Below are 17,658 nucleotides of genomic sequence, written 5' to 3'. Positions count from 1 at the left end.
CAAAATGGCATATTTGGGTGATAGTTCCGTTAAAGGAAAAGCCGCGCCATGAGAGGCGCGGCTAAAGTAACCACTCTTAGATTACTGAACGGTGTAAGCCGCCTGTATGCTATGCACCAACCCTGTGCTGGTTGTTGCGGTAATCGTGAAGGTATAGGTACCCGGAGCCGCATCGTTGACTGGAGTAGTCCCGCCGCCGCCGCTCCCGCCGCCACCGGTATTCGAAGTGCTTGAACCTCCGCAGCCGAACGTGGTCAAAGCAGCAGCGGAAAGCACCACTGCGAGAAGTGCAGTCCATCGACGGCGACGTGGAAGCGTGAGAAGAAGCAAACCGGCGAGCGTAGCGCCAGAGCCGGCAGCATACCAAGGCACTTTACCCGATGGAATCGTTCGGGGCTTGATAAGTTTCGCAGTCGTCGGCTGAGAGGCCTGCACAACAAAGGACGTGTTGACTCCAGAAGCGGTCGTAATACTCACGGGCGAAACTGAGAAGCTTGTTGTTGCGGCCATCCCGTCTTGATTCGTAGCAGTGAGGTTGACCGTCCCTTGGAACCCGTTGAACGGTGTGATGACGAACGTAATTCCCGAAGCCGTAGCGCCGGGCAGCACAGTCGCGGTTGCGCCACATGGACTAGTTGACGAGCTATTGGTGATCGAAAAATCTGGTTTAGTTCCCGAGACGATATCGACCGATGCCAATGCGCCGTTAGGGTAAAGCGGGAAGCTGCCCTCGTTCGGAACAACAACGACCCCGCTGAGATTAGCCGGTGCAAGAAGCGTTCCCTTCGATCCCGCGTAGTTGCCATCGCCGGAATAGACCGCGCTGACAGTGTGGCCGCCCGACGAAAGCGAAGAAGTAGCCAGAGTGTAGGTTGCGGTTCCGCCTTGCAGCTGCGTTGTGCTCGCCGTTACGGCTACGTTATCGACAAAGAATTGAACAGATCCCGTGGGTGTTGTCCCTGAGATGGAACCAGTCACCGCGACGCTCAGTGCAAGGGTGCCCGACGAGACCGCGCACAACTGGCTGCTGGTCGTAAGTGCAGTGGTTGTGATGCCAGCCCCGACCGTGCTGCCTGAACCAGTTGGAGTCACCGAGCTCCAGCCGTTCACGAGCTGATTGACATCGATACTGCCAATACCAGAAGCCTGGTCATATCCAGTACCTGCGTTGTAGGAACCAATCGAGCCGCCACTCGGGCAGTTCAGCGTTCCCTGCGTGCATGGAACAGCGTTGCTGCCAGAGTTGATGTCGTGGAAGACGCTGGAATATGTCGGCCCGTTCAGGAAGCCGTACAGCGTTGGCCCGATATTGCCAAGGCCAGTGGTATTGCCAAGTTTCTGCTCGACGAGCGCAAGAATACCCGCAAAGGTGGGCGCTACGAATGAGGTGCCACCGAAGACGTTTGGCACTCCAGCAGAGGAGAGGAAGCCATTCGTACATGTGGGCTCCGCTGTGGTGGTGCTATCGCCCGAGCTGCAGACAAGATAACCATCATGCTCAGCGGCAGCGTTCAGTGAAAAATCTGGCAAGTCGCGAGCTGAGTCTAGGGGAACTCCTGTGCCTACCTGCCATGCAGGTTTAGCGAAGAATGCGCTCGCGCCGCCACCACCTGCACCTCCGCCATTGCCGGCGTTATCGCCAAGCCCAGCGGAGGCGGTAGTTTCGTTCCAGGGCTGTTCGGGGATGTACCCAGGTGAGGGCAGGACCGAACCTCCATTGGAGCCGTTGCTGCTGCTCCAATAATTGGCTGGTGTACTCGCGTCACCACTAAACATCGTTCCGCCGGCGGCGGTCACGTAAGGCGAACTGGCAGGAAAGTCCACATTGAGACCTTCGGTAGCAAGCCCGGTTACATCGCAGTCGGTAGAACCAGAGTCACCCGAAGAACTTATGATGGTCTGACCCTGAGCGTTCGCCTTTTCAAGGACCAAATTGTTGCTGGCGAGCATTGCGGTGCCCCATCCGCTCTCACACTCGCCATAGCTAATGGTAATGATCGGAGCGACTTTGGAGTCAACGGCATAATCGAGGGAAGTGAAGACATCTTCACTGTAGACGTAGAGGAGAGTGGCTCCCGGAGCGGCAGCACCCGACCACTCCAGATCCAGATGTGCTTCGTCGATATCTCCCGTTGAGAGGCCGGGATCTGTCCCCACAAGCTGTAGTTTGATTGGATTGGCGGTGAGGGAGGGAAGGCCAGCCGCCGCACGAAACTGGGCGATGTTGGGGTCTGGATTCGCAGTAAGATCGGTCTGCCCCATCACAGCAATCGTTACTCCCGTCCCGCCTGCCGGCGCTGAAGAAGTAGCTAAAGGATTGAAGTCATAGATCGTATAGAAGTCAGCTGGAGAGATGAAGTGACTTGGCGGGGTAGTGCTGTTCAGCGTGTAGAGCGGCTGCGACGGGTCGATAGACGAGGCGTGACGCGCACGGGAGCGTGGTTTAAGTTTGAAATCATTCAACCCGTTCACGACACCCACAACGCTCGCAATGGCCGACGGGATGACCGGATCCGTCATGTTCGAGATGTGCTGCTCACCGTTATAAGACAAACTGTGAATGGTAGTGCCAAATGCGGTCTGCGCCTGCGCCACAGTACCGGTGAAATTGATAAAAGTAGAACTGCGAGAAACACTTGTGATGGTGAACCCCTGGCTGGTGAGCCACGACGAAACCTTCGCCAGATCCGCGCTACTCAGTCCAAACCGCGCGCCAAACTGCTCTGGAGTCAGCCACTGGTGATAACTTGGCGAGCTGGGGTTCAGCTGCGCAGCCAGAAGCTGTGTCAGATCTGCCTGCTGGGCCGCGGTCATGCTGAAACGCAACGACAACGAATTTAGTTTCGTATTGGCCGGCGCCAGACCCAGATCCGTTGAATTCTTAGCGCGCGCCATGATCATCCCAGGCATCGCAACGCGACTTCCGCTGTTGATCGTGCCGGCGATCCGGTCGCGGACGGCGGCATGGGCGACGGCGCTCATCGATGCAGCAAAGAGGGCGACGGGAAGAGTCAGTGAAGCGAGAAAACGGCTGCGCATGGATATTTTCTACCTTCTTACCAGTTTACAAAGTGGCCTGCTGGTCGACCCACTCAGGATGAAACCGGTTCCGTTGAACCAGAGCATAGAGACCAAGGTACATGCTTAGACAGACGTTGTAGAGAAATGTTGCGTCTACACGCAAAGAGATTAATTCGCGAATCCATTCCGGGAAGCCGTGGACTTGCAATTAGGACCCACAATTATGTCTTCACGTCTTGACCGCGCACCCTGCGAGACTGAAAATTTTATTCAGAGCAACCTCGCAGGCAATGAAAGGCCAACCATCAGCGCGTTGGTTGGCCCCTCAAAGCTCGCCCGCTGAAACAAGGAACCTTACAAGCTATACTTGCCCGCTTTAATCACGTGGCGTGCCACCTGACGCCGCAGACTAATGGTATCGGCCGAGTCGTGCTTGGAGAGACGACGAAGAATCGTAAGCTGGGTCCGCAACATATCGCCTTCAGCAACCGCAGCAATCACCTTGCGCGCCGCCAGCTCAATCGTCGACATCGCCTTATCGGCATAGATGCGCGCCATCGCCACCGGTATCGCGGAGGTCTCGCTCCCCTGCGCAGCCGCAATCTTCTCCGCGCGCAGAATCGCACTCTCCATCGCAAACACCTCGATGATCATATCGGCGATTGATCCCATCACCTCCTGCTCATCGGCGATCTGGGTCATGTACTTCTGCGTAGCCGCCCCAGCGACAAACAACGTCAGCTTCTTCGCGTTGGAGAGAAGATTGAGCTCGTCAGCCAGCGGGCCGTCGCGCTCCGCCTTCTCGCTAGGTCCTGACATCACCTCGTCCATCAACTCCTTGATTGCAGGCATCAGAGCCAGTTTGCCGCTCATCGCCGACTTCATCAGCCAGCCCGTAATGATGAGGCGATTGATCTCGTTTGTACCCTCGAATATACGGTTGATACGAGCATCCCTGTAAGCGCGCTCAGCAGGATACTCCTCGACGTAGCCATAACCGGCGAAGATCTGCAGCGTCTCGTCGACGACCATGTCAAGCATCTCGCTCGCCCACACCTTCACAATCGAACACTCAACCGCGTAGTTCTCAATACGCTTCTGAATCTCCTTCGTATCGTTCTTGTCCACCCCCGCAAGAGCACGATCGATCAGTCCAACCGTCCGATAGCAGACCGCACCGCCAACAAAGATCCCGGTAGCGCAGTTCGCAATCTTCTCCTGGATCAACCCGAACTCCGAGATGGACTTACCAAACGCCTTACGATCGATGGCATAGCGAATCCCGTTATTCAACGCCATTCGTCCACCGCCAATGGCAGCATTGCCCAGCTTGTAACGACCCACATTCAAAATATTGAACGCAATATGATGTCCCTTACCCACCTCACCCAGAAGGTTGCCGGCCGGAATCACACAGTCAGTCAGGATCAACGGGCAAGTCGAACTGCCGCGAATACCAAGCTTGTGCTCTTCCTTCCCTTGCGTAAAACCAGGTGTCCCACGCTCGATCAAGAACGCCGTAAGCTTCTCCTTCCCTGCATCCGGCCCATCTGGAATCGCGCACTTCGCAAACACAGTAAACAGATCCGCAAATCCCGCATTCGAGATCCACATCTTCTCACCGTTCAGCGTGTAGGTCTTTCCATCGGCAGAGAGCACCGCCTTCGTCTTGGCATTCACCGCGTCCGAGCCACTGGTCGACTCCGACAACGCATAGGCCGACACAATCTCTCCCGACGCAATCTTCGGCAGATACTTCTTCTTCTGCTCCGCGTTCCCGTACCACACCAGCGGCAGTGTACCGATGCCGGTATGTGCAGAGAACGCCACAGAGAAACTAGCCTGCTTCGAGATGTTCTCGGCGACAATGGCCGACGACGCCTTATCCATCTCCAGTCCGCCATACTCCTCAGGAATATCGATCGCGGTGAGCCCAAGCTCCGCGGCCTCCTTCAGCAGACGCTTCGTCACCGAAAAGTCCTTTGCTTCAATCGCATCAGACGCCGGCATAATCTCATTGAGGGCAAAGTTCGCAGTCGTCTCCGCAATCTGCTTCTGCTCGTCGGTAAAATCCTCCGGGAAAAAACAGTCCACAGGTGTTGGGTCGCTGATAAGGAAGCTGCCGCCCGCAATACGGGAAGCAGTGGTCGGTTCGGGTGTGGTCATCGTTGCCATGGTCTTACTCCTTCTGCGAATTCTGAACTCTAAAGATGCAACCTAACTCACTTCAGCGATCATCTGTTCGGGCTCGGACGACTCCCACCGAACAACACATTGCTGTCCCTTCCAGCGAAATGTCTCAAGTTCCACTTCAGCAAGAGTGACGGGCGGTTGGTCGACGACTATCCACTGTTCGTGGTCCGTACCTCCCGAGGCGTACTTCGCGAGTATGGAAACCTCATAGACCACTACTCCACCTCTCGCGCTGCTGACTTGCTCTATCTCTCTGGAACGGACATCTTCAATGGTGGCTGTCGCACACTTCCAGTTTTGCTCCAAACTCTCGAAATGCCTGTGTCTGAAGATAAACAGCGCCGAAACAAGGATCGCAACTACTGCCACGCATCCAATCAATAGTCGAATCCAATGCCAAGCCGTGCTCTCGCCAGGGCTCAATCTACTCCCTGCTGTTGCCGACATGGAGTCTCTGCTCATTACTAACTCACAGCCTCGTAAATTCCTGCGGCGCCCATCCCACCACCAACACACATCGTCACAATCCCATACTTAGCCTTACGTCGTGGCATCTCCCGCAAAAGCGTCGCAGTCAATTTAGCTCCGGTACAACCAAGCGGATGACCAAGCGCAATCGCTCCACCGTTTACATTCACCTTCGCCCCGTCAATCCCAAGCACCTTCAACACGGCCAGCGACTGCGCAGCAAAGGCCTCATTCAACTCAAACAGATCTATATCCTCAAGCGAAAGGCCAGCCATCTTCAGCACCTTCGGAATGGCATGGATCGGCCCTATCCCCATCTCCTCGGGATCGCACCCGGCGTAAGCAAAGGCAATAAACTTCCCCATCGGCTTGATCCCCAACTGCGCAGCTCGTTCAGCCGACATCACAACCGCCGCCGCCGCTCCATCCGAAGTCTGGCTGGAGTTACCCGCCGTCACCGTTCCCTTCGCATGAAATACCGGCTTCAACTTAGCCAGCGCCTCGAGCGAAGTATCGGCGCGCGGCCCCTCATCCTGCTTGAAAGTTGACTCGACCGACTTAGCCTTCCCCTTTCCATTCGGAGCAGTATTTGTAACCGCTACCGCAACAATCTCATCCTCAAACTTATTTGCCGCAATTGCAGCAAGAGCCTTCTGATGGCTCTCATATGAAAACTGGTCCATCTGCTCGCGGGTGATCCCGTAGTGTGTCGCAACGCGCTCCGCAGTGAGCCCCATCGACATATAAGACCCCGGATAATTCTCCACCAGCCACGGATTCACCGATATCTTGTTGCCGCCGAACGGAACATATGACATGCTCTCCGTTCCACCCGCCACGATCACATCCGCAGATCCACCACGAATCCGATCCGCTGCCAACGCGATCGACTGCAACCCCGAAGCGCAGTACCGATTGATCGTCATCCCTGCAGTAGTGACCGGCAAACCAGCGCGAAAGCTGGCGACCTTGGCCACATTCATTCCCTGCTCTGCCTCAGGCATCGCGCAGCCCAGAATTACATCTTCGATCTCCGACTTATCGAGCTGCGGAACACGCTCCAAAGCCCCACTGATAGCGAACGCAGCGAGATCGTCCGGGCGAGTAGAACGAAGCGTTCCCCGGGGGGCCTTGCCAACGGCGGTGCGAACTGCGGATGCGATGATCACTTCTTTCATCGGAAGCTAACTCCTAACCTCTGCCTCCGGCTGTCACCGGAAAAGCTGTAGATACAACGTGAATTCAAATTCAACCGTGATGTAAGCGGCTCCTAGTTCCTCAAAGGCTTTCCAGTCTTCAGCGTGAACGCAATCCGCTCCTGAGTCTTCTTCTCACCGCACAGCGACAAAAACGCCTCGCGTTCAAGATCAAGCAGATACTGCTCCGTCACGGGAGTACCCGGCGTAACCTTGCCTCCACACAAAGCGTACGCCACCCAGTTCGCAATCTTCGCATCATGATCGGAGATGTACTGCCCCTCCCGCATCGTCCACACCGCTAACTTCAATGTAGCCAGTGCATTCTCACCAGGCGCTGCGATATCAGTACGAACAGCAGGCGCGGTATATCCAGCATCTGCAACTGCCCGGGCCTTCGTCTTCGCATCCGTAAGCAGCCGTTCGCGATTCATCGTAATGCTGTCGGACGGCCTGAAGAATCCCATCGTCCGGGCTTCCGCCGCACTGGTCGAAACTTTGGCCATTGCAATCGTCTCAAAGTTCTTCTTTAGAGCCTCAAAGATCTCCACGCCCTCGCCGCGCGCGTCAGGCCGAATACTCGATCCCGCTTCGATGCTCCGAATGGTCATCTCTTTGCAGCCACCGCCACCGGGGATTAACCCAACACCAGCTTCGACCAATCCCATATACAACTCAGCATGAGGCTGTCGCGCCGCAGCATGCAGCGAAATCTCCACGCCTCCCCCAAGACACATTCCATACGGCGCAACCACCACCGGACGTGGGCAGAACTTGATCGCCTGCGTCATATTCTGGAACGCCCGCATCGCCATCTCGACCTCGTCCCACTCCTCTTCCTGCACGCCGAGCAATAGTTGCATCAGATTCGCGCCGACCGAGAAGTTAGCAGAGTCACCAGTAATCACGAACGCCTCAAAGTTCCCGACAATCTCACTCGAAGGCTTCAGCGTGTGTGTGATCAGATTAACGATGTCATCGCCGAGGGCATTCATCTTCGAGTGAAGTTCAATCGCGGCAACTCCATTGCCCAGATCGATCACCGACGCACCCGGATTCTTCTTGACGACGCCATTCGCTTTCTTGATCGCAGCCAGCGAAGTAACACCATCTGCCGTAACAACAGGCTTATACGAACTGCTTACCGGATCGAAGAAGAGTCGACCCGACGGCACCGAAGCGTCGTCTTTATACCAGCTCACATTCGACTCGCCATGCTTCTCCGCATAGGCAAGCAGCTTCTCCACATTTGCAGAAATAGGCGAGCCACTCGCACGCATCTTCTCCGTGGTAGCGCGAACGCCTGCAGCGTCGAACATCTCGAACGGCCCAAGCTCCCAATTGAAGCCAGTCTTCATCGCCTGATCGATCTCAACAATGTTGTCTGCGATCTCAGGCACACGATTCGCGCTGTAGGTAAACAATTCCGTTAGCAATGGCCAATAAAACGCAGCCGCCTTGTCCTTGGTGACATCGGCGTGCAGGAGCTGCGCAATGCGAGCAGCGCTCGACTCCACATTCTTTGCCATCTCAATCGCAGGAAACTTCGGACGCATACTGGGCTTGTAATCCAGGGTCTGCCAATCGAGAACATGCCGCAGATCGCGGCCTTCAGCATCTTTTCCTTCTTTCTTGTAAAAGCCCTGCTTGGCCTTATCCCCTAGCCATTTGTTCTCCAGCATCTTGCCGATAAACGGAGCAAGCGTCACCTCGGCACGTTCATCTTTGATGCGTTCTGCCTGTTTGGAAAAGTTTGTAGCAACATGCGCGAGCACATCCACACCAACCATATCGCCCAGCCGGAACGTACCTGTCTTCGGCCATCCCAACGCCGAACCAGTCAGCGTATCAACCTCTTCGATCGACAGTCCCTGCGCCTGCATCAAACGAATCGCATTGCCCATCGAAAACGTACCGATGCGATTCGCAATGAAGTTCGGCGTATCGTGCGAGTGCACAATGGCCTTCCCCAACCGCAGATCGCAGAAGTGCTCCACCGCTGCAAAATCCGTCGGATCCGTATCCGGCGTAGGAATAATCTCAAGCAGCCGCATGTACCGTGGCGGATTGAAAAAATGCGTGCCGAACCAATGGCGCCGAAGCTCCATCGGCATGCCCTCGACAATCTCATGGATCGGAAGACCGCTTGTATTACTCGTGATAATCGAATCTGCACGTCGGTGCTTCTGTACCTTATCGAGCAGCGCACGCTTGATCTCAAGGTTCTCTGCCACAACTTCAATGATCCAGTCGCAATCAGCGATCAGCGCAAGATCGTCATCGAAGTTCCCAATCGTAATCAACCTCGCGCTCTCAGGAGAGTAGAAAGCCGCGGGCTTCGACTTCTTCAAACCATCCATCGCAGCCAGAACGAACTTATTGCGCTCCTGCTTCGCCGCCCCAGCCTCCGTCGCCGGAGGAACGATGTCCAGCAGAACGACAGGCAGACCCGCGTTCGTTATATGAGCGGCGATGCGGGAGCCCATCGTTCCAGCTCCAAGAACTGCTACTTTTCTGATCTGTTTATGCTTGGTCGAACTCACGGCAGTGGTGCTGGGGGGCATGAAGGAAGGCTCCAACGGGTGATATTCCCGAACGATGCGAAGCATACTGAATGACCATTCATTTCGTCAAGTAAACCTTCTATCAATCCGCTAAGTCACTCATTGCGCAAAAGAAGAGCCCAGAACAGTAGCTCCTTTTATGCATCAAAGTCGCAAGTGCTTCGAGTCACGCAGACGCAGGACATGCAGATTTACGGTGCGACGAGATTTCGTAGCTCTGCGGTTAGAAGTGCTACATACACATCAAAAAAATCTCGCGCAACGTCTAGATCCGCCAACCCTGATGCGGCTACGGCAGACCCAGGGTAAGAAAGAGTATTAGTGCTTCGATTCAGCGAGCCGATGCATCTCGGATCCCGCCAACAGAAAGCCACCCACTCCGTACACATAGCTCGCCGACGGTTTGAACTTGCCCGGTTGCCCATCAATAGGCTGAATGGACCCCAGCCGTCCATTGGCATAGACATGCGCAAGTATTCCCTTCCATGAACGCTCCACCACCGGCAGATATGTTTTGCGGTCAAGAATCTTCTCGTTGATCCCGTAAGCAATCGCGTAAGTAAAAAACGCCGAGCCCGAGACCTCCGGCAGATCATACGAGTCCGGATCAAGCAGACCCGAACGCCACAGCCCATCCGGGCCCTGGATCGCCGCCAGCTTCTCCGCCATCTCCTTGAATTGCGCAACATACTTTGGACGCGACGGATAATCCGCCGGCATAATTCGAAGCACATTGACGAGTGCGCCCATCACCCAACCATTCCCTCGCGACCAGAAGATTGGCTTGCCATTCGCTTGCTTCTGCGTGAAGTATCGGCTGTCGCGGAAGTACAGATGCTCATGCGGGTCGTAGAGACTTCCAGAAGTAAGCCACCACTCATGATCCATGTAGTCGAGATATTTGCGATCATTCGTAATCAGATACATACGCGACAACACCGGCGGCGACATGAACAACGCATCGCACCACCACCACAGCAGCTTGTCCGGATCGTCCTGTCGAACAATCAACCGATCCATAATCTCTTTGGTATCGGACATCCGCACCGGTCGCGGGTCGTTAAGATAAAGATCGAGATAAGCCTGCCCCAACGCCTGGTCATCCGCATGCGGAAACCGTGCATTGAGTAGCGTCCAGTCCGACCGCTCCGCTAAACGCTGCACAGCTTCGCGATACTTTGGATCACCCGTAGTCTTCGAAGCCGCCAGCAGACCATCGTAGAGCGCAGCAAACGTCCATTGCTTATTGAAGTGCGCCTCCGCGTATCCAACCTGCCAGTCCGCAACCTTTTTCATCGCCTTATCGATCGCCTTCGGCTTCAACTGAGCGGAGAGGTCAGTTGCAAGCGGGCCTGGATCATCCGGCGCATCACCAGCAGCGGCACCATCTACTGGAACAACCTTGGCAACCGGCGCAGCAACCGGTGCCGTCTGCGCAAAACAGCAGGAACAAGCCGCGCCAAACAGTACACTCAGACCGACACGGCGAAGCAATACAAAATTCAATGAATACATAGCAATTCCCTTTAGAAAGTTAGACCAAACTTCCATTCATAACCAAGGCGACCGCGCTACGCAGCCTTGCGGTATTACCTTCAAAAGAAGGCCGCAACCTCGGCTCCTTCGAGAGCGCATTTTGCTTCAGCTCTGCCTCAACGATCGGCCCGAACAAGTACCACGCAGCAGTAATATCGCCCACAACGACGATCTCGCTAGGCGCCAGCGCAGAAGCAATCATCCGCAGCCCACGGCCCAGAAACGAAGACATCTTCTCAAGCGCCTTTACAGCATTCGTATCGTTAGCTTGCGCCATCTTTACCAAAGCACCGAAGCTCGCAGGCGAAGCATTTCCACTCATCTCCTCGTAGTAACGCAGACCCGCGCGATTCGACCCCACGGTCTCCCAGCATCCACGCCCTCCGCACCCACAGCGCGGTCCATTGATCTCCATCTGGACATGGCCAAACTCTCCTGCCATACCGTTAGCACCACGCAGCAGCTGTCCGTTTGCGAAGATACCTGTCCCAATTCCCTCTGACACGTTCACCACCACGAGATCATGCACGCCATCGCTGTCTCCGAACCACACCTCAGAGAGCGCACACGCATTTGCCACATTGTCCATCTCAACGCGCAACCCGGTAGCCTTTTGAATGCGAGATTTGATGCTGGAGATGGGCCATTTCAGATTCGGTGCAAAGATCGGCTCCTCACGAATCGGGTCAGCGCGCCCAGGCAAGCTAATGCCGATACCGTCAAACGACTTATCACTATTCGCTGCAATGAGCTTCCGAATCGCCGCAATGATCGGCTGAATCGCCTTTTTAGGATCATCCGGCAACTCAACGACATTCTGCGCAACAATCTTGCCGCCAAGATCCGCCACGGCAACTGTCGTCTGCGACGGATGAATATCAAGCGCAATCACAGCCCGCTGAAGATTCAGTTCGAGAAACGTCGGTCTCCGCCCCCGCGGCGGCCTTCCGGTCGAGCCCTCAAGAACCCACCTCTCCTTGATCAGCTCCTCGACGATCAGCGAAACCGTGCTGCGCTGCAAACCAGAGACGCGAGCAAGATCCGCGCGCGACAGCGGTTGGCGAGTCCGTATCAAATTGAAGACGAGATTCCGGTTGATCTGACGTGGCGTTTTGTTCGACGCGCTTTGTCTGCGGGTAAACGTAAATCGAGAAGACTGGGAGGTAGGCATATTTAATTTCCGTCCATCGAGATCAATGCAGCAATTACGAAATGAACCATCTTCAATTCAGCGAAAACAAAGCATCACGGCACGTCGTCGCATCGTCTCCTGGCACACGCTTGCTTGACATCTTTGACGACGAGTCTTTATACCACTGGAGGTTAGGCATTTTGTAGATACTTTGAATTATTGTTCATATTTCGTAAAAATGACCGGCAAATAGCCAGCTCTGCGTAGATCCCACAAGCCGGCAGGAGAACTGTGACCAGGACATATTCGCGGAGAAGTTTCCTTAAGACCAGCGCCATCGCAACGGCTGCTTCGCTACTCCCAAGCCTTCCCCTGCGTGCATCCGTCGCAACCATGGGCGGCAGTGCAGATCCGCACGCGCATCGTCTCGCCAACGGATGGGAGTTCTTGCAAGGCTCTCTGGGTAGTCCGTGGGAGGCATGGCACAGCGAAGAGGTTGCCGTCTGGCAGCAGGTTGCAATGCCCCACTGCTTCAACGCCTACGACGGCTGCGACCCCGACGTCCCGTACTACCGCGGCAATGGCTGGTATCGAACGCATGTACCCATCGCCAACCCATTCAAAAACGGCCGCACTTTATTGCACTTCGAAGGCGCAGGCCAAACGACAACCGTCTACGTCGGTGAAAAACTCGCAGGCAAACATACCGGAGGCTACGACGAGTTCGTCTTCGATATCACGGACCTCCTTCCAACTTCTGACAACATAAAAACAGCAACAAACAAAGGCGTTCCAATCTCGGTCTTCTGCGACAACTCGCGCGACCAGGACCGCATGCCCTCCGACCTCAGCGACTTCAGCCTCTACGGCGGCCTCTACCGACACGTAAACATGGTCTTCGTGCCCGAGGTCTCATTCGAGACCATCCACATCCACACCGAACTGGCATCGATCGCAGGACAAATAGTCTCCGTCCTCGGCTCGCTGCGTAACCCCACAGCCTCCACCGAGCAACTACAAATCTCCATTGAAGTCGTGGACGCAAACGGCACTCAAATCCACGCTTCAAAGCACACCGTTGCGCCTTGGAAAGATGCAACCGCGTTAACCAGCTTTACGATCCAGAAGCCACATCTCTGGAGCCCCTCAGATCCTCATCTCTACGAGTGCCACATCACGCTTCATGGAGCCTCAAACAACGGATCAGATACGGAGTACGTCACCCACGAGACCTTCGGCATTCGCCACGCCGAGTTCGTCCAACACGGTCCCTTCAAACTCAACGGCGAACGCCTCCTCCTGCGCGGCACGCATCGCCACGAAGACCACGCAGGCTATGCAGCCGCGATGCCCGACGACCTGATTGACCAGGAGATGCATCTCATCAAAGACATGGGCGTGAACTTTATCCGCCTCGCCCACTACCAGCAATCACGCCGCGTACTCGAACTCTGCGACCGCCTCGGCATCCTCGTCTGGGAAGAGATCCCCTGGTGCCGCGGAGGCGTCGGTGACGACACCTTCCAGGAGATGGGCCGCCGCACCCTCCGCAACATGATCGCGCAGCACTACAACCACCCCAGCATCATTCTCTGGGGTCTCGGCAACGAAGATGATTGGCCCACCGAATACCCCGAGGTCAACCAGCAAGCCATACGCACCTACCTGCAGGAGCTCAACACTCTCTCCCATCACCTCGATCCATCACGCTTCACCACCATCCGCCGCTGCGACTTCGCACGCGACATCCCTGACGTCTACTCCCCATCCATCTGGGCAGGCTGGTATCGCGGAACCTACCCCGAGTACCAAAAGACCCTCGAAACCGAGCGCGATCGCGTCAACCATCTCTTCCACGCCGAGTGGGGTGCCGACAGCCACGCAGGCCGTCACTCCGAAGACCCCGACAAGGCACTCGCCAAAGTTGTAACCGGCAAAGGCACAGATGAGCGCGGCCTGGACTACCTCTCGACCGGAGGACAGGCTCGCGTCTCAAAGGACGGCGACTGGTCCGAAACCTACGCCTGCAATCTCTTCGACTGGCACCTCAAAACTCAGGAAACTCTACCCTGGCTCACCGGCTCCGCCCAATGGGTCTTCAAAGACTTCACTACTCCCCTGCGCATAGAAAACCCCGTCCCCCGCATCAATCAGAAGGGCCTGATCGAACGCGACATGACCCCCAAAGAGTCCTACTACGTCTTTCAGTCCTACTGGACCGAAGCTCCAATGGCCCGCATCTACGGCCACACCTGGCCCATCCGCTGGGGCGCCGCCGGCGAAGAGAAGATGGTCAAGGTCTACTCCAACTGCGACACCGCCGAACTCTTCGTCAACGGAAGATCCGCAGGAGTAAAGCACCGCGACAGCCAGAACTTTCCTGCCGCAGGCCTTCGCTGGATGACTCCTTTCAATCCCGGCAAAAACACCCTCCGCGTCACCGCAACCAAATCCGGCAAAACCGTCACCGATGAGATCACCTTCGTCTACCAAACCGAAACCTGGGGCACCCCCGCAGAGATCAAGCTCACCGAAAAATCCCGCAGCACTCTGGACGGTAAAGAGACAGTCACCGTAGAAGCAAAGCTCTACGACGCAAAAGGCGTCCTTTGCCTCGACGCGCGCAACCGCATACGTTTCACCATCGCCGGCCTGGGCACTCTCATCGACAACCGCGGCACCACCAAAGCCTCCCGCGCCGTCGAACTCTGCAACGGCCGCTCCGAGATCACCCTCACTCGCAACAACGGCAGTTCCGTAGTCAGCGTCACCACACCAAACATCAAACCCGCCTTCTGCAACATCACCTAATCAATATGCAACCTCACCACAAAGACTCTCGGGGGAGGACCATCGCTAGGTAATCTGAGCACAAGACTCTCGGGGTGCCCCTTGTAGTCGCATCACAAAGACCCTCGGGTGGCCCATCCTTTGTAGTCTCATCACAAAGGGTGGGTTATTCGCGCCACGCGCGAACCGCTTCTTCATCTCCATCCATAAACAGTTAGAACTAACTCACGACCTCATTGTCTGAGCTACCGTCGAGGAGTTCCATCGAAGGAGTCGCCGCCAAACATCAAATCCCCATGCTAGCCTGACTACAGTGGCGACTTACCTAGAACAATCGCTTGCCAAGCTAAAAGAGTTTGAAGGCTGCGTCCCGTGGATGTATCGCGACACGGTAGGCAAAATAACCGTCGGCGTCGGCCTGATGCTTCCTGACGCCGAAGCCGCGCAGGCCCTTCCCTTCACACTCGGCACAAGCCCCGCCACGCCCGAAGAGATCGCCGCCGAATACACTCGCGTAGACACCCTGCCCCTAGGCCGAGCACCCGCGTTCTACAAATCCCCCACCGCCCTTCAACTGACTCAGCAAACCATCGACGCCAAACTCACCTCCGTCCTCGAAGGCTTCGAAGCCGATCTCCGCACCCAACTCCCTCACTACGACACCTTCCCCGACACGGTAAAGATGGCACTCCTCGACATGATCTACAACCTCGGTCCTGCGGGCCTCTTCAAAGGCTTCCCTCATCTCATCGCTGCAGTCGACGCGGGAGCATGGGCCGAGGCAGCCGAATGCTGCATGCGTCGAGGCCCCAGTGCAGCCCGTAACGCATGGACACGAGAGCAGTTCCTCGACGCCGTCGTCACCACCATCAAGGCAGAAACCGAGACCTGGCTGAAGCGAATCTGGGGGCGCATACGTCAAACCTTGAATGTTCTATTTGGCCGGCGGCCATAGCCCCGGCCTGTAGCTTCGATAGAATGAATTTCCGACTCAATGATTCACGACTCAAAAGGTCTGCGGAGGGCTTTGGTGCAAGTAAAACGTAGAATTGCAGCGATTGCGGTATGTGCGATCGCTCTAAGCTGGGTTGCGAGAGCACAAGACCTGGCAAGCTTCGAAAAGCGCACCACCGTCAAAGTTCTCCCCAACGGTCTAACCCTCATCGTCTGCGAGCGCCCCGAAGCCCCCGTCTTCAGCTTCTACACACTCGTCGATGCAGGCTCAGCAGACGATCCCGACGGCGCCAGCGGCATCGCCCACATGTTCGAGCACATGGCTTTCAAGGGCACCACCGAGATCGGCACCACCAACTACCCCGCCGAAAAAGTAGCCCTCGAAAAAGTCGAGTCAACCTACGCCGCCTACGACGCCGAGTACCGCAAGCGCGTCGGCCAGAACCCCGAAAAATTAGCTCAACTCCTCAAAGCCTTCCAGGACGCGCAAGCCGAAGCACAAAAGTACGTCATCCCCAACCAGTTCTCCCAGATCGCAGAAGAGAACGGCGCCGTCGGCATCAACGCCAACACCACCGAAGACTCCACCCAATACTTCTGGAGCATGCCCTCCAACCGTCTCGAACTCTGGGCCTACCTTGAAAGCCAGCGCATCGCCCACCCCGTCGAGCGCGAGTTCTACAAAGAGCGCAACGTCGTCCAGGAAGAGCGCCGCATGCGTGTCGACTCCAACCCCATCGGTCGCATGGTCGAGCAGTTTCTCGCCAGCGCCTACGTCGCACACCCCTACCGCCGCCCCGGCGTAGGTTGGGAGAGCGAGATCAGTCAGGTCTCCGCCACCGAGGCCACTACCTTCCACGAAAAGTATTACGTGCCCTCCAACATCGTCATCGCAGTCGTAGGCGACCTCAAAGCCTCCGAGACCATGCCCATCCTCGAGCGCTACTTCGCACCCATCCCCGCCGCCCCGCGCCCCGAACCCATGACCACCGTCGAGCCCCCGCAGGTCGCAGAAAAATCCGTCACTATCCGCGAGGCCACCCAGCCCTTCTACATCGAGGGCTACCACCGCCCCGACTACCTCGACGTCGACGACTCAGCCTACGACGCCATCTCCGACATCTTCTCCAACGGCCGCACCGCCCGCCTCTATCGCTCGCTCGTCCGCGACCAGGGCATCGCTGCAGAAGCGCAAGGCTTCAGCGGCTTCCCCGGCGACAAGTACCCCGGCCTCTTCGCCGTCTACGCAGTCCCCCTCCCCGGCCACTCGCCCGACGAGATGCGTACCGCAATCCACAAAGAACTCGACCGCCTCAAGAACGAAGACGTCACCGACGCCGAACTCGAGCGCTTCAAGACCCGCTCCCGCGCCGACCTACTCCGCGGTCTCGCCGACAACGAAGGCCTCGCCCACCAGCTCGCCGAATATCAAACTCGCTTCGGCGACTGGCGCGAACTCTTCAATCAACTCCAGAAGATCGACGCCGTCAAAAAATCAGACATCCGCCGCGTCGCCAACAAGATCTTTGTCGACAGCAACCGCACCAGCGCACGCATTGAATTCGTCCCGCCCCAACAAAAAACTCGAGTCTCTCCACAGACCGAAGCACCCCCCGGAACCCCAGGAAGCCCAGGAAGCCCAGGAACAGCCATGCTAACCGCACCCTCCGCGCCGACCGCATTATCCGCACAAAACGCCGGAGGCACGAAATGAACTCAAGTCACCGTTTCTCCCGTTTTTCTTGGTTGTCATTCCGCAGCGAAGCGGAGGAATCTGCTGTTGTCCTTGCAGCCGCACATGCCA

10 protein-coding genes are annotated in these 17,658 nt (G+C 56.4%); 3 read left to right on the top strand and 7 right to left on the bottom strand.

Annotated elements, in window-relative coordinates:
- Positions 1 to 81: 81 nt before the first annotated feature.
- The 7 genes from RBB82_RS17215 to RBB82_RS17185 all read right to left on the bottom strand — a co-directional run bounded on the left by RBB82_RS17215 (position 82) and on the right by RBB82_RS17185 (position 12,149).
- Positions 82 to 3,039, bottom strand: a complete 2,958-nt coding sequence (locus tag RBB82_RS17215; protein ID WP_433971979.1) for a protease pro-enzyme activation domain-containing protein — start codon at positions 3,037 to 3,039, stop codon at positions 82 to 84.
- Positions 3,040 to 3,375: 336 nt separating this feature from the next.
- Positions 3,376 to 5,196, bottom strand: a complete 1,821-nt coding sequence (locus RBB82_RS17210; RefSeq protein WP_433971978.1) for an acyl-CoA dehydrogenase family protein — start codon at positions 5,194 to 5,196, stop codon at positions 3,376 to 3,378.
- Positions 5,197 to 5,238: 42 nt separating this feature from the next.
- Positions 5,239 to 5,583, bottom strand: a complete 345-nt coding sequence (locus RBB82_RS17205) for a hypothetical protein (protein WP_433971977.1) — start codon at positions 5,581 to 5,583, stop codon at positions 5,239 to 5,241.
- Positions 5,584 to 5,678: 95 nt separating this feature from the next.
- The gene (locus tag RBB82_RS17200) at positions 5,679 to 6,860 is read right to left on the bottom strand and encodes a thiolase family protein (RefSeq protein WP_433971976.1); all 1,182 of its coding nucleotides are present in this window, start codon (positions 6,858 to 6,860) and stop codon (positions 5,679 to 5,681) included.
- 92 nt (positions 6,861 to 6,952) lie between these two features.
- Positions 6,953 to 9,442 carry a 3-hydroxyacyl-CoA dehydrogenase NAD-binding domain-containing protein gene (locus RBB82_RS17195; RefSeq protein ID WP_433971975.1) on the bottom strand — a complete coding sequence of 830 codons (2,490 nt, stop codon included), beginning with the start codon at positions 9,440 to 9,442 and terminating at the stop codon, positions 6,953 to 6,955.
- A 318-nt stretch (positions 9,443 to 9,760) separates the two neighbouring features.
- The gene (locus RBB82_RS17190; protein WP_433971974.1) at positions 9,761 to 10,957 is read right to left on the bottom strand and encodes a glycoside hydrolase family 88/105 protein; all 1,197 of its coding nucleotides are present in this window, start codon (positions 10,955 to 10,957) and stop codon (positions 9,761 to 9,763) included.
- A 19-nt stretch (positions 10,958 to 10,976) separates the two neighbouring features.
- Positions 10,977 to 12,149: an ROK family transcriptional regulator gene (locus RBB82_RS17185; protein ID WP_433971973.1), complete on the bottom strand. Its 1,173-nt coding sequence runs from the start codon at positions 12,147 to 12,149 to the stop codon at positions 10,977 to 10,979.
- 252 nt (positions 12,150 to 12,401) lie between these two features.
- Between RBB82_RS17185 and RBB82_RS17180 the strand changes: the two genes are divergently transcribed.
- The 3 genes from RBB82_RS17180 to RBB82_RS17170 all read left to right on the top strand — a co-directional run bounded on the left by RBB82_RS17180 (position 12,402) and on the right by RBB82_RS17170 (position 17,568).
- A complete protein-coding gene (locus RBB82_RS17180; protein ID WP_433971972.1) occupies positions 12,402 to 14,921 on the top strand; it encodes a glycoside hydrolase family 2 TIM barrel-domain containing protein in 2,520 nt (839 codons plus the stop codon).
- Between the two features lie 292 nt (positions 14,922 to 15,213).
- Positions 15,214 to 15,855 (top strand): glycoside hydrolase family protein, encoded by a 642-nt coding sequence (locus RBB82_RS17175; protein ID WP_433971971.1) that lies wholly within the window; start codon positions 15,214 to 15,216, stop codon positions 15,853 to 15,855.
- A 75-nt stretch (positions 15,856 to 15,930) separates the two neighbouring features.
- The gene (locus RBB82_RS17170; RefSeq protein ID WP_433971970.1) at positions 15,931 to 17,568 is read left to right on the top strand and encodes a M16 family metallopeptidase; all 1,638 of its coding nucleotides are present in this window, start codon (positions 15,931 to 15,933) and stop codon (positions 17,566 to 17,568) included.
- Positions 17,569 to 17,658 lie beyond the last annotated feature (90 nt).

This window comes from Tunturiibacter lichenicola, from assembly GCF_051013355.1.
In the GTDB taxonomy this organism is placed as follows: domain Bacteria; phylum Acidobacteriota; class Terriglobia; order Terriglobales; family Acidobacteriaceae; genus Edaphobacter; species Edaphobacter lichenicola_F.
The sequence above is the reverse complement of the archived record's forward strand: the minus strand, read 5'-3'. Positions and strand labels throughout refer to the sequence as shown.